This window comes from Streptomyces sp. NPDC026672 (assembly GCF_040638185.1).
Lineage (GTDB): Bacteria > Actinomycetota > Actinomycetes > Streptomycetales > Streptomycetaceae > Streptomyces.
Genome location: NZ_JBEZXS010000005.1, coordinates 174,049 through 198,839, shown reverse-complemented (window position 1 = coordinate 198,839; position 24,791 = coordinate 174,049). Strand labels below are relative to the sequence as shown.

Below are 24,791 nucleotides of genomic sequence, written 5' to 3'. Positions count from 1 at the left end.
CGGCCTCACAGTTCGAACGACTCGTGGTGGATACGGCGGTCGGGCACCCCGGCCGCCCGCAGCGCCCGGTACAGCTCCCGGGCGAAGCCCTCGGGGCCGCACACGTAGACGTCGTGCCCGGCGAGGTCCGGGACGGCCGCGCGCAGCGACTCGGCGGAGAGGTCCGGGCGTTCGCCCCGCGGCCCGTTGAGGGCGTACAGGACCCGTCCGCCCCGGTGGCGCGCGATCGCCTCCAACTCGCCGCCCAGGGCGAGGTCCTGGGCCGTGCGCGCCCGGTACAGCAGCGTGACGTCGCCGGGCAGCGTCTCGAACAGCGCCCGCAGCGGGGTGATGCCGACCCCGCCCGCGATCAGCAACGACCGTGCGGCGGTGGCCCGTTCGGCGGTCAGGGCGCCGTAGGGGCCCTCGGCCCACACCCGGGTGCCGGGCCGCAGCAGCGCCACGGCCGCGCTGTGGTCGCCGAGCGCCTTGACCGTGACGCGCAGCCGGTCCGCGCCCGGCGGCTCCGACAGGGAGTACGGCGTCGAGGTCAGGCCGAGGCCCCGGCCGAGGAAGCGCCAGCGCAGGAACTGCCCCGGCCGGGCCCCGAGTTCACCGAGCCGCCGGCCGCCCACGAGCACCGAGTACACACCCGGCGCCTCCCGGTGCACGGCCTCCACCCGCAGCCGGTGCCGCAGATTGAGCCGCACCGGCGCCAGCACCCGGAACCACACCACCAGCGCGGCGACCCCGAGGTACAGGGCGTACCAGGCGGCCGTCGCCACCGGGTGGCCGCCGAGGTCCTGGCCCAGGGCCAGTTGGTGGCCGAAGGAGAGGAACACGGCCGCGTAGGCGAGGAGATGGACGTGGTACCAGAACTCGTGACTGGTCCGGCGGCGCACCGCCCGCACCGAGGTGACACCGACCGCGCACAGCAGCGTGGTGCCCGCCGTCGCCTTCAGCATCTCGGGGTAGTCGAACACCACCGTGCGGGTCTCGCGCAGCAGGGACGCCCCGTCCTGGGCGGCGTACCCGGCGAGGACGAGCACCACGTGGGCGGCCAGCAGGCACAGCGTGTACCGGCCCGCCCGCGCGTGCCAGCGCGCCACCCGGTCCGAGCCGATCCGGGTCTCCAGCAGCGGCACCCGCGCCATCAGGCCCACCAGCACCGCACACGTGTAGCCGCACAGCAGGCCGGTGATCCGCCCGGCCCCGGTCAGCCGTCCGGCCGTCCCCACCACCGGGCCGGTGTCCACCCACCACAGGCAGAGCACGGCCGCCGCGCCCGCCCACAGCAGGGCCAGCAGCGGGGCGGCGGGGGAGCGGCGGGGCGCGCGCGGGCGGGGCGGCGCCGTCCGCCGGTCGTACACCGTGGTCATGGGCGGGTCCTCGGGATCATGGGCTTGTCCTTTCCGCGACGAGGCCGCCACTGTGCCGCCGCAGGCTCTGAGCGGCCTCTGAACCGGCACCCCGCCCGGCGGACTCAGAGGAAACTCAGAGCGTCGGAAGCGATGCTGGTGGACGAGATGAACACGACCCGCTCCGGCCGCCCCGCCCTCACCCGCCCCGACGGCACCGCCCTGCGCGTCCTCGTCGTCGACGACGACCCCGACCTCGCCGAGGTCCTCACCGGCGCCCTGCGCTACGAGGGCTGGGAGGTCCGCGCGGCCGGCGACGGCGCCGCCGCCCTCGCGCACGCCCGTGAGCTGCTGCCCGACGCGGTGGTCCTCGACGTGCTGCTCCCGGACACCGACGGTTTCGCCGTGCTGCGCGGGCTGCGCCGGGTGAAGCCCGACGTCTGTGTGCTGTTCCTCACCGCCCGGGACGCGGTCGAGGACCGCATCGCGGGCATCACCGCGGGCGGCGACGACTACGTCACCAAGCCGTTCAGCCTGGAGGAGGTCGTCGCCCGGCTGCGCGGGCTGCTGCGCCGCGCGGGCATGGCCCGGGTGCCGGAGGAGGGGCCCCGGCTGGTCGTCGGCGACCTCGTCATGGACGAGGAGGCCCACGAGGTGACCCGGGCCGGCGACCTGGTCGACCTCTCGCCCACCGAGTTCGAACTGCTCCGCTTCCTCATGCGCAACCCGCGCCGCGTCCTCAGCAAGGCCCAGATCCTCGACCGGGTGTGGTCGTACGACTTCGGGGGCCGCGCCCATGTCGTCGAGCTGTACATCTCGTACCTGCGCAAGAAGGTCGACGCCGGCCGCGAGCCCATGATCCACACCGTGCGCGGCGCGGGGTACGTCCTGAAGCCGGCCCCGTGAAGGGCGCCGTGCGCCGGCTGCCCCGGCCCCGCACCCTGCGCGCCCGGCTCACCGTCGGCCTGGTGGTGCTGCTCGCGGTGAGCTGCGCGGCCGTCGGCGTCGCCGCCGTGGTCGGTCTGAACGGGTTCCTCACCCAGCAGCTCGACGAGCGGCTGAGCCAGGTCGGGATGCGCTTCCCGGCCAGCCTGGAGCACGACGGGCCGCTGCCGGACGACCACGACGGCGACGAGGGCGGCGACACCCGTCGGCAGGCCGCCGGCACCTTCGGCGCCCGGCTGCTCGACGGCACGGTCACCGACCGGGCGCTCGTCCGCCCCGGTGACGTCGGCGCCGACCTGCACGCCGACCTCACCGCGGCCGACCGGCGCAGGCTTGCGGCCGTACCTGCGGACGGCAGGCCCCACACCGTCGAGCTCTCCGCCCTGTGCGACTACCGCGTGCTCGCCGAGCCGGGCCGGGACGGCGACGTCCTGATGGTCGGGCTGCCCCTGGAGCCCGTGGAGACCGCCGTGCACCGCCTGGAGCTGGTCGCCGCCGTCGTCTTCGGCTCCGCCCTCGCGGTCACCGGGGTCGCGGGCGCCCTGTGGGTGCGCTGGTCGCTGCGTCCGCTGAGCCGGGTCGCCGCCACCGCCGCCCGGGTCAGCGAACTCCCGCTGGCCGGCGGCGAGGTGGCACTGCCGGCCCGCGCCCCCGAGCCGGACCCGCGCGGCGAGGTCGGCCGGATGGCGGCGGCCTTCAACCGCATGCTGGGCCATGTCGAGGACGCCCTGACCAAACGCCACGCGAGCGAGGAACGGCTGCGCCGCTTCGCCGCCGACGCCGGCCACGAGCTGCGCACCCCGGTCGCCTCGGTGCGCGGCCACGCCGAACTGGCGCTCCTGCACCCCGGCCCGGTGCCGCCCGAGGTGACCCGGGCCCTGGAGCGCATCGCGTCCGAGTCGGCCCGCATGGGCGAGATGGTCGACGACCTGCTCCTCCTGGCCCGCCTCGACGCGGGCCGCCCCCTGGAGCGCAAGCCCGTCGACCTGACCCGGCTCGTCCTGGACGCGGTCACGGACGCCCGCGCCGCCGGCCCCGGTCACCGCTGGACCCTGAACCTGCCCGAGGCCCCGGTGACCGTGCCGGGCGACGCCCACCGCCTCCACCAGCTCCTGGGCAACCTGCTGACCAACGCCCGGCTGCACACGCCCCCCGGCACCGAGGTGACGGTGACCCTGGACACGCACGGGGACGCGGCCCGGCTCACGGTCCACGACGACGGCCCCGGTGTCCCCGAGGACCTGCGGCCGAGGATCTTCGAGCGCTTCACCCGCGCGGAGCACCGCCGCGCCCCAGGTGCCTCCGGGGGCGGGGCGGGCCTGGGCCTGTCGATCGTGGCGGCGGTGACGGAGGCCCACGCCGGAACGGTGGCCCTGACGAGCGCGCCGGGCTCCACCACGTTCACGGTGGACCTGCCGGCCGCCCGCCCCGCCCCGGAGTAGTTCAGCCGCCGGACGGCGGCAGCGGCAACGGCAGTCCGGGCAGTCCGTCCAGGCTCGTCGCCACGTGGTCCTTCTTCAGGAAGTACGCGCTGAGCGAGACGTCGTCCTCGCGCGCGAAGCGCCGCTCGTGCAGATCGCGGTCCTCCTCGTACGCCATGCGCGGCACCGCGTAACCGCAGCTGTCGCGGACGAGTTCGGCGTGCACGACGATGATCGCGCGCAGCCCGTGCGGGGTGGGGTCGATGTCCGGGAAGCGGGCGAGGAGGCCGGGGTAGCGGGGGTCGTCACGGAAGACGGCCTCGCCCCGACCGTGCACCCGCACGATGTTCGGCGGGCCCTGGAAGGCGCACCACATCAGCGTGATGCGGCCGTTCTCCCGCAGATGGGCGATGGTCTCGGCGGTCGACCCGGCGAAGTCGAGGTACGCCACGGTGTGCTCGTCGAGCACCACGAAGGAGCCCTTGAGCCCCTTGGGGGAGAGGTTGACCGTCCCGTCGTCGGCGAGCGGCGCGGTGGCGGTGAAGAAGAGGGGCTGTTCCTCGATGAACGTGCGGAGTCTGCCGTCGATGCGTTCATAGGTCTTTCCCATTCCACCGAGTATCGGCCCGCGGCGTTCGGCCGTCCAAGGGCTGAAACCCCACCGGATTGACGAATCATGCAGACTCCTGCATACTCATGCATGTCAGCGAATGCACTGTGAGGAGAAACCCGTGACCGAGCGCGTCGTACTCGCCTACTCAGGCGGTCTGGACACCTCCGTCGCCATCGGCTGGATCGCCGAGGAGACGGGCGCCGAGGTCATCGCCGTTGCGGTCGACGTCGGCCAGGGCGGCGAGGACCTGGACGTCATCCGCAAGCGCGCCCTCGCGTGCGGCGCCGTCGAGGCCGAGGTCGCCGACGCCAAGGACGAGTTCGCCGACGAGTACTGCCTCCCGGCGATCAAGGCCAACGCCCTCTACATGGACCGCTACCCGCTGGTCTCCGCCCTCTCCCGGCCGACGATCGTCAAGCACCTCGTCGCCGCCGCCAAGAAGCACGGCGCGTCCACGGTCGCCCACGGCTGCACCGGCAAGGGCAACGACCAGGTCCGCTTCGAGGCCGGCATCGTCGCCCTCGCGCCCGACCTCAAGTGCATCGCCCCGGTCCGCGACTACGCGATGACCCGTGACAAGGCGATCGCCTTCTGCGAGGCCAAGCAGCTCCCGATCGCCACCACCAAGAAGTCCCCGTACTCCATCGACCAGAACGTCTTCGGGCGCGCGGTCGAGACGGGCTTCCTGGAGGACATCTGGAACGCCCCGATCGAGGACATCTACGAGTACACCTCCAACCCGGCCGAGCCCCGCGAGGCCGACGAGGTCGTCGTCACCTTCAAGCAGGGCGTCCCCGTCGCCATCGACGGCAAGGCCGTCACCGTCCTCCAGGCGATCCAGCAGCTCAACGAGCGCGCCGGCGCGCAGGGCATCGGCCGGATCGACATGGTCGAGGACCGTCTCGTGGGCATCAAGTCCCGCGAGGTGTACGAGGCTCCGGGCGCCATCGCCCTCATCACCGCCCACCAGGAGCTGGAGAACGTCACCGTCGAGCGCGAACTCGCCCGCTACAAGCGGCAGGTCGAGCAGCGCTGGGGCGAACTGGTCTACGACGGCCAGTGGTTCTCCCCGCTCAAGCGCGCCCTGGACGGCTTCATCACCGAGGCCAACCAGCACGTCAACGGCGACGTCCGCATGACCCTGCACGGCGGCCGGGCCGTCGTCACCGGCCGGCGCTCCGAGTCGTCGCTCTACGACTTCAACCTCGCCACCTACGACACCGGCGACACCTTCGACCAGGCCGCGGCCAAGGGCTTCATCGACATCTACAGCCTGTCGTCGAAGATCGCCGCACGGCGCGACCTCGCCTGACACACCGGGTCACCTCACCCGCATCAGCCTGACAGCCGCCTCCTCACCTGCAAGGGTGGGGAGGCGGTCGTACAGAGACAACTCTTCGAGGAGCAACACGAGTGAGCAGCAACAGCGGTGACGTACGGCTCTGGGGCGGCCGTTTCGCCGACGGTCCCGCCGAGGCCCTGGCGAAGCTGTCCGCGTCCGTCCACTTCGACTGGCGGCTCGCGCCCTACGACATCGCCGGCTCCCGCGCCCACGCGCGGGTGCTGCACAAGGCGGGGCTGCTCACGGAGGACGAACTGACCCGGATGCTCGCCGGGCTCGACCGGCTCGCGGCGGACGTGGCGGACGGCTCCTTCACCGGGACGATCGCCGACGAGGACGTCCACACCGCCCTGGAGCGCGGTCTCCTGGAGCGCCTCGGGCCCGACCTCGGCGGCAAGCTGCGCGCCGGACGCTCCCGCAACGACCAGGTCGCCACCCTCTTCCGCATGTACCTGCGCGACCACGCCCGGATCGTCGGCGGTCTGATCGCAGACCTCCAGGAGGCGCTGATCGGCCTCGCCGAGGCCCACCCGGACGTGGCGATGCCCGGCCGCACCCACCTCCAGCACGCCCAGCCGGTGCTGTTCGCCCACCACGTCCTCGCCCACGCGCAGGCCCTCTCGCGGGACGCCGAGCGACTGCGCCAGTGGGACGACCGCACGGCCGTCTCCCCGTACGGCTCGGGCGCGCTCGCCGGTTCGTCGCTGGGCCTGGACCCGGAGGCGGTCGCCGCCGACCTCGGCTTCGAGCACGGCAGCGTCGGCAACTCCATCGACGGCACGGCCTCCCGCGACTTCGTCGCCGAGTTCGCGTTCGTCACCGCGATGATCGGCGTCAACGTCTCGCGGATCGCCGAGGAGATCATCATCTGGAACACGAAGGAGTTCTCCTTCGTCACCCTGCACGACGCGTTCTCCACGGGCTCGTCGATCATGCCGCAGAAGAAGAACCCCGACATCGCCGAGCTGGCGCGCGGCAAGTCGGGGCGGCTGATCGGCAACCTGACGGGGCTGATGGCCACGCTCAAGGCCCTCCCGCTCGCGTACAACCGCGACCTCCAGGAGGACAAGGAGCCGGTCTTCGACTCCTGCGACCAGCTCGAAGTGCTGCTGCCCGCCTTCACCGGCATGATCGCCACGCTCACCGTCCACCGCGAGCGCATGGAGGAGCTGGCCCCCGCCGGGTTCTCCCTCGCCACCGACATCGCCGAGTGGCTGGTCAAGCGGGGCGTGCCCTTCCGGGTCGCGCACGAGGTCGCCGGCGAGTGCGTCAAGGCCGCGGAGGCCGAGGGCAAGGAGCTGGACGGCCTCACGGACGAGCAGTTCGCGAAGATCTCCGCCCACCTCACCCCCGAGGTCCGCACGGTCCTCAACGTCCCCGGCGCCCTCGCCTCCCGCGACGGCCGCGGCGGCACGGCCCCGAGCGCGGTCGCGGTCCAACTGACGGAGGTCAAGGCGGACGTGGTGGCGCAGCAGGAATGGGCGGCCGCACAAAGGCAACGCTGAGGACGGTGCCCCGGAAGGGGCGCGGGGAACGGCGCGACGGGCCACGACGCACCCGAATCCGCCGAATCACCCTTCGCACCGTGCCCCGAGGCGAAGGTCATCAAGGGTTACGTTGGTCAGGAGCCGCACCGGACCGACCGAACGGAGCCCGTGATGCCCTTCGCCCGACTGGCAACAGCAACGACCCCGACCTGTCACATCGGCCTCGGCCTCGCCGCAGTCGGTCGCCCCGGATACATCACCCTGGACCGGGAGCAGGACCTCGGGGAGAACCGCAGTGTCGACGCCCTGCGCACACGCACCCATGAACTCCTGGACGCCGCCTACGCCCAGGGCGTGCGCTACTTCGACGCCGCCCGGTCCTACGGCCGGTCGGAGGAGTTCCTGGCCGGCTGGCTGACGGCCCACCCGGAGATCACGGACGTGGTCGTCGGCAGCAAATGGGGCTACACCTACACGGCGGAGTGGACCACCGACGCCGAGCGGCACGAGGTCAAGGACCACGGCGTCACGACGTACGACCGGCAGCGCGCCGAGACCGACGCGCTGCTCGGCGACCGGCTCGACCTCTACCAGATCCACTCGCTGACCCCGGACAGCCCGGCCCTCACCGACAAGGAACTCCACGCGAGGCTCGCCGAGGCCGCCGCAGGCGGTCTCACGGTCGGCTTCTCCACCAGCGGCCCCGCCCAGGCGGAGACCATCCGCGCCGCCCTCGCCGTCACGGTCGAGGGCGAACCGCTCTTCCGCACCGTCCAGTCGACGTACAACGCGCTGGAGACCTCCGCGGGACCCGCCCTCGCCGAGGCGCACGACGCCGGGCTCACGGTGATCGTCAAGGAGGGCATGGCCAACGGCCGTCTCGCCGCCCCGCACGCGCCGGCCGCGCTCCGGGCCGTGGCGGAGGAGACCTCCCTGGGCTGCGACGCCGTCGCCCTGGCGCTGGTCCTCCGCCAGACGTGGGCCGGTGTCGTCCTCTCCGGCGCCGCGACCCTCGGCCAGCTCGCCTCGAACCTGCACGCCGCGGTCGTCGACCTCGACGAGGACCAGCTCGCCCGCCTCGCCCTGATGGTCGAGGAGCCGGAGGAGTACTGGCGCCGACGCGGCGAGCTGCCCTGGCACTGAGCCCTCGGCGCCCCCGGAGCCGGCGCCCGTGAACCGGGCGCCCCCGAACCCGGCACCTCTGAAGCCGACATCTCTGCACCCGGGTCCCCTGAGACCCGCATGCCCACGGTGAGACATGAATGTCTCATCTGGGTTATGGTTGTCTCATGGCCCTCGACCGTGCGCACGTGCTGCGCAGCGCAGCCGCCCTGCTGACCCGCAAGTCCACCGCCACCATGGACGAGGTCGCCCGCGCGGCCGGGATCAGCCGTGCCACGCTGCACCGCCACTTCGCCGGCCGTGACGCCCTCGTGCGCGCCCTGGAGTCGCTGGGCATCGAGGAGTGCGAGGCCGCCCTGGACAACGCCCGCCTGGACGAGGGCCCGGCGGGCGAGGCCGTACGCCGTCTGGTGGCCGCCGTCGAACCCTCGGCCGCCCTGCTCGCCTTCCTCTACACCGAGAACCAGCTCTTCGAGGGCGAGGGACAGAACCAGGGCTGGACCCGCATCGACGAACGCCTCACCGCCCTGTTCCGGCGCGGCCGGCAGAGCGGGGAGTTCCGCGTCGACCTCAGCCCGGCCTGGCTCACCGAGGCGCTGTACGGGCTGCTGGCCTCCGGCGCCTGGGCGGTCGCCGAGGGCCGTGTCGCCCGCCAGGACTTCACCCACATGGTCGTCGAGCTGCTGCTCGGCGGCGCGCTGCGGAGAGAGGAACCATGACCGGCACCCTGCGGCCGGCCGCCCCGGCGGAGACCGAGGGGCGCCCGGACCGCTGGCTCGCGCTCTCGGTCCTCGTCCTGGCCGTGCTGCTGGTGGCCGTCGACGCCACCGTCCTCGGCCTCGCGACCCCCTTCATCAGCGAGGACCTCGGGCCCTCGGGCACCCAGCTGCTGTGGATCGGCGACGTCTACTCGTTCGTCATCGCCGGACTGCTGGTCTCCATGGGCAGTCTCGGCGACCGGATCGGCCGCAAGCGCGTCCTGCTCGGCGGCGCCACCGCGTTCGGCGCGATCTCCGTCCTGAACGCCTACGCCACGACACCCGAGCTGCTGATCCTGGCGCGGGCACTGCTCGGCGTCGCCGGCGCCACCCTGATGCCCGCCACACTCGCCCTGATCCGCAACATCTTCCACGACCCGCGCGAACGCAGCCTCGCCGTCGGCGTCTGGGGCGCCACCGCCTCCGCCGGCACCGCCGTCGGCCCCGTCGCGGGCGGCTTCCTGCTCGAACACTTCTGGTGGGGCTCGGTCTTCCTCATCAACCTGCCCGTCATGGCGGTCCTCGTCCTCGTCGGCGTGCGCACGCTCCCCGAGTCCCGCAACCCGGCCCCCGGCCCCTGGGACCTCACGAGCGTCGCCCTGTCCCTGGTCGGCGTGATCGCCGTCGTGTACGCGGTCAAGGAGACCGCGGCCCACGGCCCCGGTCCGGCCGCGCTCGCCGTCGCCGTCCTGGGCGCCGCGGCCCTGTACGGCTTCGTCCACCGCCAGCTCACCCTGCCGGTCCCGCTGCTCGACATGCGGCTGTTCCGCAGCCGGGGCTTCAGCGGGGCGGTCCTCGCCGACCTGCTCACCGTGCTGGGCATGTCGGGGCTGGTGTTCTTCCTCTCCCAGTACCTGCAACTCGTCCAGGGCAGGCACCCCTTCGAGGCCGGTCTCGCCGAACTGCCCGCCGCCGTGGGCGCGGTGGCCGCCGGCCTGGTCGCGGGCCGCGCCGCCCGCCGCTGGTCGGTCCGCGCGGTCGTCTCCGGCGGCCTCGCGGCGGTGGGTCTGGCCCTGGCCGCGCTGACGGTCCTCGGCAGGTCGACGGCCTATCCGGCCCTCGGCGCGGCCCTTCTGGTGGTCGGCGTCGGCGCGGGCCTCTCCTTCACCGTCACCGCCGACGTCATCCTCTCCAGCGTCCCCAGGGAACAGGCGGGCGCGGCGTCGGCGGTCTCCGAGACGGCCTACGAACTCGGCGCGGCCCTCGGTATCGCCCTGCTGGGCTCGATCGTGACGGGCGCCTACCGCGGCTTCACCGCCTCGGCGGGCACCCCCGCCGAGGCGCACGAGTCCCTGGGCGGCGCGGTGGAGGCGTCGGCCCATCTGCCCGCCCCCGCCGCCGACACGCTGCTCGACACGGCCAGGGACGCCTTCGTCCACGGCCTGCACCTGGCGTCGGGCACGGGCGCGGCCGTACTGCTGGCGACGGCGGTGGCGGCATGGTTCACGCTGAAGGGGCAGGACCTGGAAAGCGGACGGTAGGCGCAATCCCCAGGGGCGCGGGGAACTGCGCGAGCAACCCCCCACGACCCGCACCCGGCGTGGGCCAGAACCGGAACGGCGCTACGCGGCCTTCGCCTTCGTCGCGTACATGTCCACGTACTCCTGCCCGGACAGCCGCATGACCTCCGCCATCACGGAGTCGGTCACGGCCCGCAGCACGTACCGGTCCCGGTCCATCCCCTCGTACCGGGAGAACTCCATCGCCGCACCGAACCGCACGGTGACCTTCCCGGGCCGCGGAATCCCCTTCCCGCCCGGCTGGAGCTTGTCCGTGCCGATCATGGCGAACGGGACCACCGGCGCACCGGTCATCATCGTCAACCGCGCGATGCCGGTGCGCCCCCGGTACAGCCGCCCGTCGGGCGACCGCGTCCCCTCGGGGTAGATCCCGAAGACCTTGCCCTCCGTCAGGATGCGCTGCCCGGTCATCAGCGCCGCGACACCGCCGCTCGCCCCGTCCCGGTCCACCGGGATCATGCCGACGCCGGTGAAGAACCACGCCATCAGCCGGCCCTTGACGCCCTTGCCGGTGACGTACTCGTCCTTGCCGATGAAGAACACCTGCCGCTTGGTCACCACCGGCAGCACGATCGAGTCGATGAACGTGAGGTGGTTCCCCGCCAGGATCACGGGGCCGTCCCCCGGAATGTGCTCCGCGCCCTCCACCTGCGGGCGGAACATCAGCCGCATGATCGGTCCGAGCACTCCCTTGATGAGCGCGAAGCGGGACAACGGGTCCTCCGATGCCGAGGGGCGGTATGTGTCTGTGCAGGTGAGGACATTACTCGCGGCTCCGGGGGAAGCGCACATCGGGAGCGCGCGATTCACCGATGTCTTACACAGTGTTGACCCGGCTCAACCTGCGGATGCGTGCCGTCGCCCGGCCGTAACCGGCGTGGAACCCTGTGACGGACGTCGCGCCCCGCACCGCGCGCACCCCTTCCACGGCTCGTCGGTCCCGCGTGTCCAGATGACATCCCGAGTCAGTCGCGCGTTCCGGCCGAGGTCTCCCGACCGCCATGTGCACCCCCCTACGATCGCCCCGCACCGACGACGGAACGGCAGGAGGCGCTCATGGGATCGCAGGACGAGCAGATGCGCGGAACAGGACGACGGGCACTGCTCGGCGCCGCGGTGCTGGGCGCGGGCGGAGCCGTGCTCGGCCTGCCCGGCGCGGCCAGGGCGGCGGGCAGGCGCACCCCCGCGCACGGCGGCCTGGGGGGCCTGCCCGTGCCGACGATCATCGGCCACCGCGGTGCCAGCGGCTACCGCCCCGAGCACACCTTCGGCTCGTACGAGCTGGCCCTCGACCTCGGCGCCGACATCGTCGAGGCCGGCGACCTCGTCCCCACCAAGGACGGCCACCTCGTCTGCCGCCACGAGCCGGAGATCGGCGGCACCACCGACGTCGCCGACCACCCCGAGTTCGCCGGCCGCAGGACCACCAAGGTCCTCGACGGCGTCCCCACCACCGGCTGGTTCACCGAGGACTTCACGCTCGCCGAGCTCAAGACGCTCCGCGCCGTCGAGCGCATTCCGGCCAACCGCCCCCACAACACCCTCTACAACGGCCGCTGGGAGATCCCCACGTTCGAAGAGGTCCTGAAGTGGCAGGACGAGCAGACCCGCAGGCGGGGCAAGCAGGTCTGGATCTACCCCGAGACCAAGCACCCCACCTACTTCCGCAAGCTCGGCCTCGGCGTCGAGGAGCGCGTCGCCAAGCTGCTGCGCAAGTACGGCAAGGACAGGCGGACCTCCCCGGTCGTCCTCCAGTCCTTCGAGCCGACCAGCATCCAGCGCCTCAACAAGCTGGTCGACAACCCGCTGGCCGTGCTGCTGTCCACCGCCGACAGCCGCCCCTTCGACTTCGTCGACTCCGGTGACCCGCGCACCGTCGCCGACCTCATCTCCCCGGCCGGTCTGCGGGAGATCGCCGGTTACGCGCAAGGCATCGGCCCCACCCTCGACCTGATCATCCCGCGCAGGGCCGACGGCAGCCTGGGCACGCCCAGCACCCTCGTCGCCGACGCGCACAAGGTGGGCCTGATCCTGCACCCGTACACCATGCGCAACGAGAACCCCTTCCTGCCCGCGGAGTTCCGCAAGGGCACCGACGCGGACGCCTACGGCGACTCCTTCGGCGCCTTCCGGGCGTACTTCGCCACCGGCATCGACGGCGTCTTCACCGACAACGCCGACACGGGTGTGCTCGCCCGCGCCGACTTCGTCAACGGCTGATTCCCGCCGACCCGTTCGGGTCGACCCGTGGCCGCCCCGGCAACCGCCGCCGGGGCGGCCACGTCGCTCCGCACATGACGCACGACCTGGTGACCGCCCTGCGCCCGCTGCTCACCGCCGAGGCGGCGGCGGAGGCGCACGCCTCCGGCACCGAGCCGGGCGACCTCGAACAGGCGGTCTGGCTCCGGCTCCTGGAGCACGTCGAGACCGCGGGGCCGCCCCGCGACGCCGGGGACTGGCTGCGCCGCGCGGTCCGTGCCGAGGCCCGGCGCGGTCGCCGTACCGCGCTGGCCGAGCGGCCCTACGCCACCGAACCGGCCGACGACCGGCGGCCCGGTCCCGAACCGGCCCTGCTCACCGCGGCCCGGTACCGGGCCGTGCGGGACGCGGTGCGCCGGCTGCCCGGCCACTGCCCGCGCCTGCTGGAGGCGCTGCTCTGCCCCAACGACCCCACCTACCGCCAGATCGCGGGTGAGTTGGGTATCTCACAGGGCAGTCTCGGTCCGGAACGTTCCAGATGTCTGGGATGTCTGCGGCGATTGCTCACACCGGAGGTTGCGGCCCTCGAAGCGCGGGGATAGGAGTGGGGGACCGACAGGCGATCAGGTGAGCGGGAGGCGTGCGCACATGGGCATGAGCGTGACCATCTCGGTGGCGACCGAGCAGGATGCAGAGCAGATCTTCAGGCTCCAGTACCTGTGCTTCCAGAGCGAAGCGGCGTTGTACGGCAACTACCGCATCGACCCGCTCGTCCAGACCTTCGACTCGGTCCGCGCGGAAGTCGCCTCCGACTGCGTGTTCGTGGCGCGGCTCGGCGACGAGGTGGTCGGCTCGGTGCACGGCACGATCACCGAGGACGGCGCGGCCTCCATCGGCAAGATCTGCGTCCACCCCCGCCTCCAGGGCCACGGCATCGGCGCGCGGCTGCTCCGCGCGGCCGAGGGGGCGCTGGCCGAGGGGCGCGGAGCCAAGAAGTTCCGCCTGTCCACCGGCCACCGCAGCGAGAGCAACCTCCGCCTCTACCGCCGGGTCGGCTACGAGACGGTGGGCCGCTCCAAGGGCACGGACGGCGTGGAGATGATCGTCCTGGAAAAGCAGGCGGGCGCCTACGCGGCGACGGCCTGACCAGGGTCTCTACGAGCTTTCCGCAACCAGTACAGGGCGGAGAGCGGCAGCAGTACGGGAATGAACACGTACCCCATGCCGTAGTCGGACCACACGGTCGCGTCGGGGAACGCGGACGGATCCACCACCGTCCACGTTCCCACGGCCAGCACCCCGACCAGTTCCAGCGCGCAGCACACCAGCGCGGCCCGGCGGGCTCGCTCCCCGCCCCGCACCAGCGAGTACGTGATGAACCCGTACACCACGCCCGCGACCGCGGACAGCGTGTACGCGAGCGGCGCGCGGTCGAACTCCGTCACGATCTGGTACACGGACCGCGACACCGCCCCGACGACCATCACGCCGTAGAACCACACGAGCAGCATCCCGGGCCCGGCGACGAGCCGCTGGCCCTTCGGCTTCTCCTCCACCGCGGTCATCTCAGCCTCCCCAGATGTCGTAGAGCCGCACTTCGAGCACGGCGAGGACCACACCGCCGGCCGCCACCGTCACCGAACCCCAACGGGTCCGCTCGGCCAGCGACATGAACCCCGCCGCCGGCACACACGCGAACGCGCCCAGCAGATACGCCACGAAGATCGTCGTCCCCTGCTCCGCCTTCTCGCCCCGGCCGAGCTGCACGAACCCGACGACCAACTGGACCAGCGCCAGCACCGACACCACGGCCATGCCGATGAAGTGCCAGTCCTTGGTCGGCTGATCACGGTGGGCCGCCCAGCCGCACCAGGCGGCCAGCAGCAGCGCGGCGACCCCGGTCACCAGGGTCAGGGCATTGAGCATGCGGCGACCCTATTACGGTCCTGACGGGCCCCCGAGAGCGGCCCCGCCGTACGCCGTAGGGTCACAAGCATGACGATCCACGCACAAGCCCTCCTGTTCGACAATGACGGCACTCTGGTCTCCTCCCTCGCCTCCGTGGAACGCTGCTGGACGCGCTGGGCCCGCGAGTACGGGATCACCGCCGAGGCGTTCGGGAAGGTCGAACTGCACGGGCGGACCGCCGCCGAGATAGCCGCCGACCTGCTCCCGGCCGACGTCGTCCCCGAAGCGGTCGCCCGGATCGAGCAGTTGGAGGTGGAGGACGTCCCGGGCGGCGGCGTCCTGCTGCTGCCCGGCACCCGCGACCTCCTCGACTCCCTGCCGGCCGACCGCTGGGCCGTCGTCACCTCCGCCACCCGCCGGCTCGCCGAGGCCCGCCTCGCCGCCGTCGGCATCCGGCCCAAGACGTTCGTCACCGGCGACGACGTCACCCGCGGCAAGCCCGACCCCGAGCCCTATCTCCTCGCCGCCCGGCAGCTGGGCGTCGACCCGGCCCGCTGCGTGGTGTTCGAGGACGCCCCGGCGGGCCTCCGCGCGGGCCGCGCCGCCGGGATGACCACCGTGGCATTGGCCACAACCCACGCCCCCGGCGACCTGGACGCCGACGTGGTCGTCACCGACCTCTCGGCCGTGTCCGCGCTGGTCACCGACGCGGGAATCGAGATCTCCGTCCGCCGCTGACCCCTGTCCGCCGCTGTCCGGCATACGGACAGCGGCGGCCTGTCAGGACCGTACGTCTGGTTTACTGATCGCATGACCACGACGAGCACCCGCATGTCTGCGACCGAGGCGACCATGACGCCCGGTGCTCGTTGTCTGTGTCGAATGCGCGCCTTCTAGAGGGCCCCCGCACCACCCGAGCCTCGCGCCCCGAAGCGAGCCGTGGCCTGTCCGTGACGTGACGACGCGTCCGCGACCCGAGCCGCCCCGCGCACACGTTTCTCCCCGGTCTCCCCGGTTCCCCCGGTTTCAGCGCCCTCGCGAGAACCGTGCCGCGTCCCTGAACGAATGCAGCCGTGCCCGGGCACACCCACGCCTGCGCACTCGACAGTGACGGAAACCCCAGTGATCACCACCACGGGCCTGACCAAGGTCTACAGCTCGCGCGGCCGTGAGGTCACCGCCCTCGACGGCGTCGACCTCCATGTCCGCGAAGGGGAGGTGTACGGCGTCATCGGCCAGTCCGGCGCCGGCAAGTCCTCGCTCATCCGCTGCGTCAACCTGCTGGAACGCCCCACGTCCGGGACGGTCACCGTCGCCGGGCAGGACCTCACCGCGCTCGCCGGCCGCGGACCGCGCGCCGGCCGGGAACTCCGGCGGGCCCGCAGTCGCATCGGCATGGTCTTCCAGCACTTCAACCTGCTGTCCTCCCGCACCGTCCAGGACAACGTCGAGCTGCCGCTCGAAATCCTCGGCGGGAGCGGTCGCGAACGCTCCCGCAAGGCGCTCGAACTCCTCGACCTGGTCGGCCTCACCGACCAGGCCAAGGCGTACCCCGCCCAGCTCTCCGGCGGGCAGAAGCAGCGCGTCGGCATCGCCCGCGCCCTGGCCGGCGACCCCAAGGTGCTGCTGTCCGACGAGGCCACCAGCGCCCTCGACCCGGAGACCACCCGCTCGATCCTCCAGCTGCTGCGCGACCTCAATCGCGGGCTCGGCCTGACCGTCCTGCTCATCACCCACGAGATGGACGTCGTCAAGTCGATCTGCGACTCCGCCGCGCTCATGGACCGGGGCCGCGTCGTCGAGTCCGGCACCGTCAGCGAACTCCTCGCCACCCCCGACTCCGAACTGGCCGCCGCGCTGTTCCCGGTGTCCGGCGAGCCGTCCGGCGCCGACCGCACCCTCCTCGACGTCACCTTCCACGGCGAGGCCGCCACCCAGCCGGTCATCTCCCGGCTCTCGCGCACCTACAACATCGACATATCGATCCTCGGCGCCGCCGTCGACACCGTCGGCGGACTCCAGATCGGCCGGATGCGCATCGAACTGCCCGGCCGCTACGAGGACAACGTCGTCCCCATCGGCTTCCTGCGCGAGCAGGGACTGCGGATCGACGTCCTGGGCCAGGAGCCCGCACCGGTGAAGGAGAGCACGAAGTGACCTGGTCCGAGATGCAGCCGCTGCTGTCCCAGGCGTGTTGGGACACCCTCTACATGGTCGGCTGGTCCACCCTCGTCGCCGTCGTCGGCGGACTCCCGCTCGGCATCCTGCTCGTGCTGACCGACCGCGGCGGACTGCTCCAGAACGTCGTCGCCAACAAGGTGATCGGGCAGGTCGTGAACATCGCCCGCTCCATGCCGTTCATCATCCTGATGGTCGCGCTGATGACGTTCACCCGCTGGGTCACCGGCACGACCATCGGGCGCGAGGCCGCGATCGTGCCGCTCGCCATCGGCGCCATCCCCTTCTTCGCCCGGCTCGTCGAGACGGCCGTCCGGGAAGTGGACGGCGGACTCGTCGAGGCCGTGCAGGCGATGGGCGGCAACACCTGGACCGTCGTCCGCAAGGTCCTCGTGCCCGAGGCGCTGCCCTCGCTCATCTCCAGCACCACGACCACCGTCGTCGCCCTCATCGGCTACTCCGCCATGGCCGGCACGGTCGGCGCCGGCGGACTCGGCGACATCGCCATCCGCTACGGCTACCAGCGCTTCGAGACCCAGCTCATGTGGATCACCGTGGCGATCCTCGCCGTCGTCATCTCGCTCATCCAGTTCGCCGGCGACTACGCCGCCCGCGGTCTGCACCGGCGCGGCGGCCACTCCGGACCCGCACCGAGGCTGCGCCTGCTCAAGCCGTCCGCCGCCACCACCGGCAGCACCGACTGAGGCAGGACCGACTGGGGCGGCACCGGCCGACACCGGACCGACGCGCCGCGCCCCTCCCCACCGACTCCCCGCACACCCCACGCGGGGCCGCACCACCCTCAAGGAAAGGCACTTTTCGTGCGTAACACCGCCAAGATCACCGCCGCCGTCCTCGTCGCGGGAGCCCTCACCGCCGGGCTCACCGCCTGCGGCGGCTCCGACGGCGAGAGCGCTGCCGCCGCCGACCGCACCGGGCCCCTCGTCGTCGCCGCGAGCCCCACCCCGCACGCCGAGATCCTGAACTTCGTCAAGGACAACCTGGCGAAGAAGGCCGGACTCGACCTGGAGGTCAAGGAGTTCCAGGACTACATCGTCCCGAACACCGCGACCGAGGACGGCTCCGTCGACGCCAACTACTTCCAGAACCAGCCGTACCTCGACGACTTCAACAAGAAGCGCGGCACCCACATCGTGCCCGTCGTCACGGTCCACCTGGAACCGCTCGGCCTCTACTCGCACAAGGTCAAGAGCGCCGACGCCCTCAAGAGCGGCGCCACCGTCGCAGTCCCCAACGACGCCGTCAACGAGGCCCGCGCCCTCAAGCTGCTCGCCGCGAACAAGCTCATCACCCTCAAGGACGGCGCCGGCAGTGAGGCCACCCCGCAGGACATCGCGGACAACCCCAGGAACCTCAAGTTCAAGGAGGTCGAGGCGGCCCAGACCCCGCGCTCCCTGGACGACGTCGACGCGGCCGTGATCAACGGCAACTACGCGATCTCCGCCGGTCTCGCCCCCGCCAAGGACGCCCTCGTCCTGGAGTCCGCGCGGAACAACCCGTACGGCAACTTCCTCGCGGTCAAGAAGGGCAACGAGAAGGACCCGCGCGTCCAGAAGCTCGCCAAGCTCCTCACCTCGCCCGAGGTCAAGAAGTTCATCGAGGACAAGTACCGGGGTTCGGTCGTCCCGTCCTTCTGAGCCGGGGTCGTATACCGCGCGTATCGCCACGCACGGGGTCCACCCGTTCACTTGGTGTGGGCCCCGTTGTGCGGTTGACTGCTTTCATGCTGCATGCTGGGCAGTTCAGCAGCCCCTGAGGTTTCCGAAGTTTACGGAGCGGCGCATGACTGGCACCTTCCCCGACATCTCCATCAGCACGGAGCGGTTGGTGCTGCGCCCCCTCGACGACGCCGACGTCGAGGCGTTCGCCGAGATGATGAACGACGAACTGGTCGTCACCTGGAGCACCGCGCCCCACCCCTACACCGAGGCCCACGCCCGGCAGTGGATCACCGAACTCGCCCCGGCGGAACGGACCGAGGGGCGCGGCATCGTCTTCGGCGTCTCCGAGTTCCTGACCCAGCGCCTCGTCGGCACCGTCCACCTCCGCAACACCGACTGGCGGGTCCGCTCCAGCGAGATCGCCTACGTCGTCGCGCCCTGGGCCCGCGGCGAGGGCTACGCCTCCGAGGCCGCCCTCGCCACCGCCCAGTGGCTGTTCCGCGACCAGAAGTTCGAGCGCCTCGAACTGCGCACCGCCGCCGACAACACCGCCTCCCAGCAGGTCGCCCAGAAGATCGGCTGCATCAGCGAGGGCGTCCTGCGCGGCGCCTGGATAGCGCGCGGCAGGGCCGCCGACGGCGAGTGGACCGACGTACGCACCGACGTGATCGTCTGGAGCCTGCTGCCCGAGGACCTGGCCGGCGTCGTCGACAACGGCGGATTCACCTCCTTCTCCGACTGGCACTGAACCCCCGCGGGCACCCCGCGGGACACCGCCCCGTCGCGCGCCCGACAGCCGCACCCGATACCCTCACGGAGCCCGATCGTGGGCCCCGCCCCTGACGACCTGCGAAAACCTGGAGACTGACGAAGATGGCCGACCGGGTCACGGTGATCGGCTGGGACGGCTCGCCCCTGACCGCCGCGGCACGCTCCGCCCTGGGCGCCGCCACCCTGGTCGCGGGCGCGGCCCACCACCTCGCGCTCCCCGAGGTGCCGCACACCGCCGAACGCATCCGCCTCGGCAGCGTCGCCCTGGCCGCCCGCCGCATCGCCGCCCACCGCGGCACCGCGGTCGTGCTCGCCGACGGCGACCCCGGCTTCTTCGGCGTCGTACGCGCCCTGCGCGCACCCGAGTTCGGCCTGGAGGTCGAGGTCGTCCCCGCCGTCTCCTCGGTCGCCGCCGCCTTCGCCCGCGCCGGCATGCCCTGGGACGACGCACAGGTGGTCGTCGCCCACCGGCGCACCCTGCGCCGCGCGGTGAACGTGTGCCGCGCCCACACCAAGGTCGCCGTCCTCACCTCGCCCGGTGCCGGACCCGCCGAACTCGGACTGCTCCTGGAGGGGGTCCACCGCACCTTCGTCATCTGCGAGGAACTGGGCACCGCACACGAACAGGTCTCCGTCGTCACCTCAGACAAGGCCGCCGACCACACCTGGCGCGACCCGAACGTCGTCATCGTCATCGGCGGCCCGGTGGGCGCGGCCGAGGACGGCGGCTGGATCGCCGGCCGCGACCCGGGCACCGGACCGCGCGGCTGGGCGCTGCCCGACGAGGCGTACGGCGGCGGCCTCGGCGAGGGCGAGACGGAGCATCTGCGCGCGGCCCAACTCGCCCGCCTCGGACCGCGCGTCGGCGACCTCGTGTGGGACATCGGCTGCGGCGGCGGCGCGTTCGCCGTCGACGCCGCGCGGGCCGGCGCCGCCGTCATCGCCGTCGACCGCGACCCCGCCGCGTGCGCCCGCACCGACACGGCCGCGCGGAGCTTCGGCGTCCACCTCCAGATCGTGCACGGCACCGCCCCGCACATCCTGGAGAACCTGCCCGAACCGGACGTCGTACGCGTCGGCGGGGGAGGCGCGGCCGTCGTCTCCGCGGTGGCCGACCGCCGCCCCCGGCGCATCGTCACGCACGCCGCGACCCGCGACGCGGCCGAACGCGTCGGCCGCGATCTGACCGAGCACGGATACCGGGTCGAATGCGCCCTTCTCCAGTCCGTCGAACTCGACACCAGGGCCTGGACGGAGACCGAGCGGAACGTAGCGTTCCTGCTCAGCGGGGAACTCCCCGACCGCGCCCCGTGATCCTGTTGTCGTACCGCGCGGGGTAGGCTGGCCGATCGTTGCACCGCACCCGGTGGCCCGGAATTTCGTTCGTCAATGTCCGGAAAACGCGCCCCTTTTGGGGTGGGTGTGGTACGGCAGAACCCGAGGACGCGCAACGTGGCGCAGTCCACAGCGGGCTGTCGCGGATCTCGCTGTCGCGACGGCTGAACGGCCGGGACAATGCCACTGAATGGCTTTGTCGCCTTTTCCGGGCGGTCGTTCGTGCCGCTGGGCACGCACGCTCGTTCTTCACTGCGGGGCGGTCGGTGCGCCGTTCCGGGTGAGCTGGTCGTAGGAGCACGAAACCGATGGGCGAGGGATACGCATGACCGACACCGGCCAGGTCCCGGGCGAGGGACTGCCGGAGAGCGCAGGCATGGTGGAACAGCCGGGCGTCCCCGCGCACGGCGCGTACACCTACCTCTCCGAGTCTCCCGCCGAGGACGAGGAACTGCTGCTGCCGGGCGCCCAGGGCGCCTGGGGCAACGAAGTGCCCCCGCCCACCCCGGAGCCCGTCGTCGAGACCGTCCACCAGCCGGGCCCGCACGAGACGGCCGGCCGTGACAGCGGCTCCGTCGACCTGAGCGGCGTCCGCCTGCCCGACACGCCGGTCTCGGTCCCGCCGTCCCCGATCCTCTCGGCCCCGCACGACCCCGCGACGCACACCCCGCGCCGCCCGCTGCACCTCGGCCCGCCGATCCCCGACGCCTCCGCGAGCCCGGTCCGCTCCCTCGCCGACCGCGGCCCCGCCGGCGCCCCCGTGCGCCACCCCGGCCCGCCCACGACCGGCCCCGAGTATCTCGACGCCCAGCCGCTGCGCGACCTCGCCCCCCAGAGCGCCGTGCCCTGGGGCGCGACGCCGGCCGCCCCGGTCGCCGTACAGGAAGCGGCACCCGAGCCGGTGGCCCCGGCCGCCGAGCCGGTCGCCGCCGCGCCCGCTGCGAGGCGCCGCCGCAGGGCCGCCCCCGCACCCGACGAGCGGCTCGTCCACGTCCACGAGGGGGCGCAGGGCGCACAGGCCCACGACGGGGTGCCCGCCGTACCGGCCACCGAGGACGGCCCGACGGCCATGGCCGCGCAGACCCCCGAGGGCCTGCCGGACACCCCGGCCGTGGACACCCAGGCCGTCCCGGTCGCCCCCGCGACCGGCGGCGCCGACGCCGTCCCCGGCACGCCACTCGCGCCGCACGGCGTCCAGACGCCGCCGGAGCCCTCCGCGCCGGAGGTCCCGTACGTCCCGGAGCCCGGACAGACCCCGCCCGAGGGCGTGCCGACGCACGACGTGCCCGTCCAGCAGGACGCCCCGAGCGCCCCGGAGGAGCCGGCGCCCGCCGCCTTCCCGGACGCCGTGGCCCAGGCTCCCGAGGTCCAGGCCGGGCCGGAGGGTCCGCTCCAGCTCGACCTGGACGGTGCCCGGGAGGCCCCCGCCCCCGCACAGGCGCCCGCCACCGCCGAGCCGGTCGCCCCCGTCGAGCAGCCCTCCGACCTCCAGGCCGCCGCCCCGGTGCCGGCCCCGGACACCGAGGCCGTACCGGCGACCCCGGACGCGGCAGAGGCATCGGCACCCGCACCGGAACCGGCACCGGCCGTTCAGGAAGCCGTCCCCGTCGTCCAGGACGCCGTACCGTTCGTGCCCGCTCCGGACGCCGTGGAGCCGCAGACCGGTGCCGAGGCCGTGGCCATGGCGCCCGCCCCCGACGCCGAACCGCAGCCGCCGGCGCCCGAGTTCGTCGCCCCCACGGAGGCGGACCCCGTCGCCGAGGCCCAGGGACCGCGGCACGCGCCCGAGTCGCAGCAGCCGGTCCCGCCGGCCGCCCCCGCCGAGGAACACCTCGCCCCCGCCGACGTCCAGCCCGAGCAGGGTCCACAGCTCCAGCCCGCCGCCCCGGTGCCGGGCCCGCAGGAGACCCCGGAGCCGCAGCTCGTGGAGCCGGCGCCCGCCGTCCTGGAGCCGCACCCGGCGGCGGACGCGCCCCTCGCCCTCGAGCCGGAGGCCGCCGCCCCGCTCGACCAGACCCTGCCGAGCAGCGTCCCCCTGGAGCCCGCCCCGGACCAGCCGCTCGGCCAGTTCGTGCCGGTCGAGGGCCAGGTGCCCACGACCCCGCACCTGGCGCCCACCCCGCCGCAGCCGCTGGTCCTGCCGGTCCAGGAGCAGGGCGAGCGGACGGGCGAGGAACCCGTCGCGGCGGTCCCCGGGCCCCGCGAGGCCGAGCCGGTGACCGACGTCGTCCAGCACGCCGAGGACCTGGAGACCCGGGCCGCCGACCAGGAGGACGAGGCCGCCGAGGCCGCCGAGTCCGTCGCCATGGCCGAGATGGCCGAGGTGGTCGAGGCCGTCGAGCCGCGCCGGCCCGTGGGCCCCGCCGCCCCCGGTTACGACGACGCCGAGCGCGAGGCCGTCCTCAAGGTCATGCGCGAGCGCCGCGACATCCGCAACGGCTTCCGCGGCGACCCCATCCCGCACGAGGTGCTGTTGCGCGTCCTGGAGGCCGCCCACACCGCGCCCTCCGTCGGCCACTCGCAGCCCTGGGACTTCGTGGTCATCCGGTCCGCCGAGACCCGCCGCACCATGCACGAACTGGCCATGCGCCAGCGCGACGCGTACGCCAAGTCGCTGCCCAAGGGCCGGGCCAAGCAGTTCAAGGAACTGAAGATCGAGGCCATCCTCGACACCCCGGTCAACATCGTCGTCACCGCCGACCCGACGCGCGGCGGCCGGCACACCCTGGGCCGGCACACCCAGCCCCAGATGGCGCCGTACTCCTCCGCGCTCGCCGTCGAGAACCTCTGGCTCGCCGCCCGCGCCGAGGGCCTCGGCGTCGGCTGGGTCAGCTTCTTCGACGAGCGCGAGATGGTCCGCGCCCTCGGCCTCCCCGAGCACCTGGAGGTCGTCGCCTACCTGTGCGTGGGCTACGTCGACGAGTTCCCGGAGGAGCCCGAGCTGATGCAGGCGGGCTGGTCCAAGCGCCGCCCGCTGTCCTGGGTCGTGCACGAGGAGACGTACGGCCGCCGCGCGCTGCCCGGCGAGGACCCGCACGACCTGCTCGCCGAGACCGTCGCCGGAATCCGCCCGCTGGACGCCAAGGCGCTCGGCGAGGCGTGGGAGCGGCAGAAGCGCATGACCAAGCCGCCGGGCGCGCTCGGCATGCTGGAGATCATCTCCGCGCAGCTGGCGGGGCTGTCCCGGCAGTGCCCGCCGCCGATCCCCGAGCCCGCGGCCGTCGCGATCTTCGCGGGCGACCACGGTGTGCACGCCCAGGGCGTCACCCCGTGGCCGCAGGAGGTCACCGCCCAGATGGTGGCCAACTTCCTCGGCGGGGGAGCGGTGTGCAACGCGTTCGCCGCCCAGGTCGGCGCCGAGGTCTGCGTCATCGACGTGGGCGTGGCCACCGACCTGCCCGCGACGCCGGGGCTGCTGCCCCGCAAGGTCCGCGCGGGCACCTCCGACATGACGACCGGTCCCGCGATGACCCGCGAGGAGGCCAAGCAGGCCATCGAGGTCGGCATCGAGACGGCCCGCGACCTGGTGGCGGCCGGCAACAAGGCGCTGCTCACCGGCGAGATGGGCATCGCCAACACCACGGCGTCCGCGGCCCTGATCTCCGTGTTCACGGGCGCGGACCCGGCCGAGGTCACCGGCCGCGGCACCGGCATCAACGACGAGACCCTGGCCCGCAAGACCGAGGTCGTACGCCGTGCCCTCGAACTCCACCAGCCGGACCCGGCCGACCCGATCGGCGTCCTCGCGGCCGTCGGAGGCTTCGAACACGCGGCGATGGTCGGCCTGCTCCTCGGCGGCGCCTCGTTGCGGACGCCGGTGATCCTGGACGGCGTCAGCGCGGGAGCCGCGGCCCTCGTCGCCCGCGCGATCGCCCCCGAGGTCCTGGCGGCGTGCATCGCGGGCCACCGCAGCGCCGAGCCCGGCCATGTCGCCGCCCTCAACAAGCTCGGCCTGCGCCCCCTGGTCGACCTGGACCTCCGCCTCGGCGAGGGCACCGGCGCCCTGCTGGCCCTCCCGCTGGTCCAGAGCACGGCCCGAGCCATGCACGAGGTCGCCACGTTCGACTCGGCGGGGGTCACGGAGAAGTAGGCCCGAGGCCCTTCGCACGGGGGTGTGCGGACGGACATCGTCCCTCCGCACACCCCCGCACGCCCGCCGCCGGACCCACCCGC

The 24,791-nt window shown here is 73.1% G+C and carries 22 protein-coding genes; 17 read left to right on the top strand and 5 right to left on the bottom strand.

Translation table 11 applies throughout. The annotated features are described in order from the left end of the window. Nucleotides 1-5: 5 nt before the first annotated feature. A complete protein-coding gene (locus AB0F77_RS07645; protein WP_361943064.1) occupies nucleotides 6-1,358 on the bottom strand; it encodes a ferredoxin reductase family protein in 1,353 nt (450 codons plus the stop codon). A gap of 147 nt (nucleotides 1,359-1,505) precedes the next feature. Between AB0F77_RS07645 and AB0F77_RS07640 the strand changes: the two genes are divergently transcribed. Together AB0F77_RS07640 and AB0F77_RS07635 are read left to right on the top strand one after the other, a co-directional pair. Further along, the gene (locus AB0F77_RS07640; RefSeq protein ID WP_361943491.1) at nucleotides 1,506-2,243 is read left to right on the top strand and encodes a response regulator transcription factor; all 738 of its coding nucleotides are present in this window, start codon (nucleotides 1,506-1,508) and stop codon (nucleotides 2,241-2,243) included. Then, nucleotides 2,240-3,724 (top strand): HAMP domain-containing sensor histidine kinase, encoded by a 1,485-nt coding sequence (locus AB0F77_RS07635; protein WP_361943061.1) that lies wholly within the window; start codon nucleotides 2,240-2,242, stop codon nucleotides 3,722-3,724. The genes AB0F77_RS07640 and AB0F77_RS07635 overlap by 4 nt, the downstream gene beginning before the upstream one ends. 1 nt (nucleotide 3,725) lies before the next feature. On the opposite strand, the gene AB0F77_RS07630 is transcribed toward AB0F77_RS07635, so the two are convergent. After that, nucleotides 3,726-4,313, bottom strand: a complete 588-nt coding sequence (locus tag AB0F77_RS07630; RefSeq protein WP_361943058.1) for a pyridoxamine 5'-phosphate oxidase family protein — start codon at nucleotides 4,311-4,313, stop codon at nucleotides 3,726-3,728. A 121-nt stretch (nucleotides 4,314-4,434) separates the two neighbouring features. On the opposite strand from AB0F77_RS07630, the gene AB0F77_RS07625 reads away from it, so the two are divergent. The 5 genes from AB0F77_RS07625 (at nucleotide 4,435) to AB0F77_RS07605 (ending at nucleotide 10,506) form a co-directional block, all read left to right on the top strand. Next, entirely contained in the window at nucleotides 4,435-5,628 is a 1,194-nt protein-coding gene (locus AB0F77_RS07625) for an argininosuccinate synthase (RefSeq protein WP_361943055.1), read from the top strand. 101 nt (nucleotides 5,629-5,729) lie between these two features. Beyond that, nucleotides 5,730-7,163, top strand: coding sequence for an argininosuccinate lyase (gene argH / locus AB0F77_RS07620; protein WP_361943052.1), 1,434 nt, complete (start codon nucleotides 5,730-5,732; stop codon nucleotides 7,161-7,163). Nucleotides 7,164-7,316: 153 nt separating this feature from the next. Next, entirely contained in the window at nucleotides 7,317-8,288 is a 972-nt protein-coding gene (locus AB0F77_RS07615; RefSeq protein ID WP_361943049.1) for an aldo/keto reductase, read from the top strand. A gap of 146 nt (nucleotides 8,289-8,434) precedes the next feature. Continuing rightward, nucleotides 8,435-8,986 (top strand): helix-turn-helix domain-containing protein, encoded by a 552-nt coding sequence (locus AB0F77_RS07610; RefSeq protein ID WP_361943046.1) that lies wholly within the window; start codon nucleotides 8,435-8,437, stop codon nucleotides 8,984-8,986. Continuing rightward, nucleotides 8,983-10,506: an MFS transporter gene (locus tag AB0F77_RS07605; protein WP_361943043.1), complete on the top strand. Its 1,524-nt coding sequence runs from the start codon at nucleotides 8,983-8,985 to the stop codon at nucleotides 10,504-10,506. The genes AB0F77_RS07610 and AB0F77_RS07605 overlap by 4 nt, the downstream gene beginning before the upstream one ends. A gap of 81 nt (nucleotides 10,507-10,587) precedes the next feature. On the opposite strand, the gene AB0F77_RS07600 is transcribed toward AB0F77_RS07605, so the two are convergent. Next, entirely contained in the window at nucleotides 10,588-11,259 is a 672-nt protein-coding gene (locus tag AB0F77_RS07600) for a lysophospholipid acyltransferase family protein (RefSeq protein WP_361943040.1), read from the bottom strand. A gap of 342 nt (nucleotides 11,260-11,601) precedes the next feature. On the opposite strand from AB0F77_RS07600, the gene AB0F77_RS07595 reads away from it, so the two are divergent. The 3 genes from AB0F77_RS07595 (at nucleotide 11,602) to AB0F77_RS07585 (ending at nucleotide 13,890) form a co-directional block, all read left to right on the top strand. Continuing rightward, a complete protein-coding gene (locus AB0F77_RS07595) occupies nucleotides 11,602-12,765 on the top strand; it encodes a glycerophosphodiester phosphodiesterase (protein WP_361943037.1) in 1,164 nt (387 codons plus the stop codon). A gap of 74 nt (nucleotides 12,766-12,839) precedes the next feature. After that, nucleotides 12,840-13,346: a sigma-70 family RNA polymerase sigma factor gene (locus AB0F77_RS07590; protein ID WP_361943034.1), complete on the top strand. Its 507-nt coding sequence runs from the start codon at nucleotides 12,840-12,842 to the stop codon at nucleotides 13,344-13,346. A gap of 46 nt (nucleotides 13,347-13,392) precedes the next feature. Next, nucleotides 13,393-13,890: a GNAT family N-acetyltransferase gene (locus AB0F77_RS07585; RefSeq protein ID WP_361943488.1), complete on the top strand. Its 498-nt coding sequence runs from the start codon at nucleotides 13,393-13,395 to the stop codon at nucleotides 13,888-13,890. Here AB0F77_RS07585 and AB0F77_RS07580 read toward each other — a convergent pair. Continuing rightward, on the bottom strand, nucleotides 13,872-14,309 hold the full coding sequence (locus AB0F77_RS07580; protein ID WP_361943031.1) for a hypothetical protein: 438 nt from the start codon (nucleotides 14,307-14,309) through the stop codon (nucleotides 13,872-13,874). The two genes, AB0F77_RS07585 and AB0F77_RS07580, sit on opposite strands and share 19 nt — an antisense overlap. 1 nt (nucleotide 14,310) lies before the next feature. Then, complete coding sequence (locus AB0F77_RS07575; RefSeq protein WP_361943028.1) at nucleotides 14,311-14,670, bottom strand: hypothetical protein; 360 nt, start codon at nucleotides 14,668-14,670, stop codon at nucleotides 14,311-14,313. A 69-nt stretch (nucleotides 14,671-14,739) separates the two neighbouring features. On the opposite strand from AB0F77_RS07575, the gene AB0F77_RS07570 reads away from it, so the two are divergent. From AB0F77_RS07570 to cobT, 7 genes are all read left to right on the top strand, one after another. Further along, nucleotides 14,740-15,390 carry an HAD family hydrolase gene (locus AB0F77_RS07570; RefSeq protein WP_361943025.1) on the top strand — a complete coding sequence of 217 codons (651 nt, stop codon included), beginning with the start codon at nucleotides 14,740-14,742 and terminating at the stop codon, nucleotides 15,388-15,390. 327 nt (nucleotides 15,391-15,717) lie between these two features. Further along, nucleotides 15,718-16,809 (top strand): ATP-binding cassette domain-containing protein, encoded by a 1,092-nt coding sequence (locus AB0F77_RS07565; protein ID WP_361943022.1) that lies wholly within the window; start codon nucleotides 15,718-15,720, stop codon nucleotides 16,807-16,809. Further along, nucleotides 16,806-17,534, top strand: a complete 729-nt coding sequence (locus tag AB0F77_RS07560) for a methionine ABC transporter permease (RefSeq protein ID WP_361943019.1) — start codon at nucleotides 16,806-16,808, stop codon at nucleotides 17,532-17,534. The genes AB0F77_RS07565 and AB0F77_RS07560 overlap by 4 nt, the downstream gene beginning before the upstream one ends. A 117-nt stretch (nucleotides 17,535-17,651) precedes the next feature. Then, on the top strand, nucleotides 17,652-18,488 hold the full coding sequence (locus tag AB0F77_RS07555) for a MetQ/NlpA family ABC transporter substrate-binding protein (protein WP_361943016.1): 837 nt from the start codon (nucleotides 17,652-17,654) through the stop codon (nucleotides 18,486-18,488). A gap of 145 nt (nucleotides 18,489-18,633) precedes the next feature. Further along, nucleotides 18,634-19,260 (top strand): GNAT family N-acetyltransferase, encoded by a 627-nt coding sequence (locus AB0F77_RS07550; RefSeq protein WP_361943013.1) that lies wholly within the window; start codon nucleotides 18,634-18,636, stop codon nucleotides 19,258-19,260. Nucleotides 19,261-19,385: 125 nt separating this feature from the next. Continuing rightward, a complete protein-coding gene (gene cbiE, locus AB0F77_RS07545) occupies nucleotides 19,386-20,597 on the top strand; it encodes a precorrin-6y C5,15-methyltransferase (decarboxylating) subunit CbiE (protein ID WP_361943010.1) in 1,212 nt (403 codons plus the stop codon). A 346-nt stretch (nucleotides 20,598-20,943) separates the two neighbouring features. Next, nucleotides 20,944-24,708, top strand: a complete 3,765-nt coding sequence (gene cobT / locus AB0F77_RS07540; RefSeq protein WP_361943007.1) for a nicotinate-nucleotide--dimethylbenzimidazole phosphoribosyltransferase — start codon at nucleotides 20,944-20,946, stop codon at nucleotides 24,706-24,708. The last annotated feature ends 83 nt before the right edge of the window (nucleotides 24,709-24,791 follow it).

Coding starts and splice junctions, on each gene's coding strand:
- AB0F77_RS07580 (WP_361943031.1), bottom strand. CDS start 14,309: ATGACCGCGGTGGAGGAGAAGCCGAAGGGCCAGCGGCTCGTCGCCGGG.
- AB0F77_RS07615 (WP_361943049.1), top strand. CDS start 7,317: ATGCCCTTCGCCCGACTGGCAACAGCAACGACCCCGACCTGTCACATC.
- AB0F77_RS07585 (WP_361943488.1), top strand. CDS start 13,393: ATGGGCATGAGCGTGACCATCTCGGTGGCGACCGAGCAGGATGCAGAG.
- AB0F77_RS07630 (WP_361943058.1), bottom strand. CDS start 4,313: ATGGGAAAGACCTATGAACGCATCGACGGCAGACTCCGCACGTTCATC.
- AB0F77_RS07605 (WP_361943043.1), top strand. CDS start 8,983: ATGACCGGCACCCTGCGGCCGGCCGCCCCGGCGGAGACCGAGGGGCGC.
- cbiE (WP_361943010.1), top strand. CDS start 19,386: ATGGCCGACCGGGTCACGGTGATCGGCTGGGACGGCTCGCCCCTGACC.
- AB0F77_RS07565 (WP_361943022.1), top strand. CDS start 15,718: ATGCAGCCGTGCCCGGGCACACCCACGCCTGCGCACTCGACAGTGACG.
- AB0F77_RS07645 (WP_361943064.1), bottom strand. CDS start 1,358: ATGACCACGGTGTACGACCGGCGGACGGCGCCGCCCCGCCCGCGCGCG.
- AB0F77_RS07595 (WP_361943037.1), top strand. CDS start 11,602: ATGGGATCGCAGGACGAGCAGATGCGCGGAACAGGACGACGGGCACTG.
- AB0F77_RS07640 (WP_361943491.1), top strand. CDS start 1,506: ATGAACACGACCCGCTCCGGCCGCCCCGCCCTCACCCGCCCCGACGGC.
- AB0F77_RS07575 (WP_361943028.1), bottom strand. CDS start 14,670: ATGCTCAATGCCCTGACCCTGGTGACCGGGGTCGCCGCGCTGCTGCTG.
- AB0F77_RS07550 (WP_361943013.1), top strand. CDS start 18,634: ATGACTGGCACCTTCCCCGACATCTCCATCAGCACGGAGCGGTTGGTG.
- AB0F77_RS07590 (WP_361943034.1), top strand. CDS start 12,840: ATGACGCACGACCTGGTGACCGCCCTGCGCCCGCTGCTCACCGCCGAG.
- cobT (WP_361943007.1), top strand. CDS start 20,944: ATGACCGACACCGGCCAGGTCCCGGGCGAGGGACTGCCGGAGAGCGCA.
- AB0F77_RS07570 (WP_361943025.1), top strand. CDS start 14,740: ATGACGATCCACGCACAAGCCCTCCTGTTCGACAATGACGGCACTCTG.
- AB0F77_RS07610 (WP_361943046.1), top strand. CDS start 8,435: ATGGCCCTCGACCGTGCGCACGTGCTGCGCAGCGCAGCCGCCCTGCTG.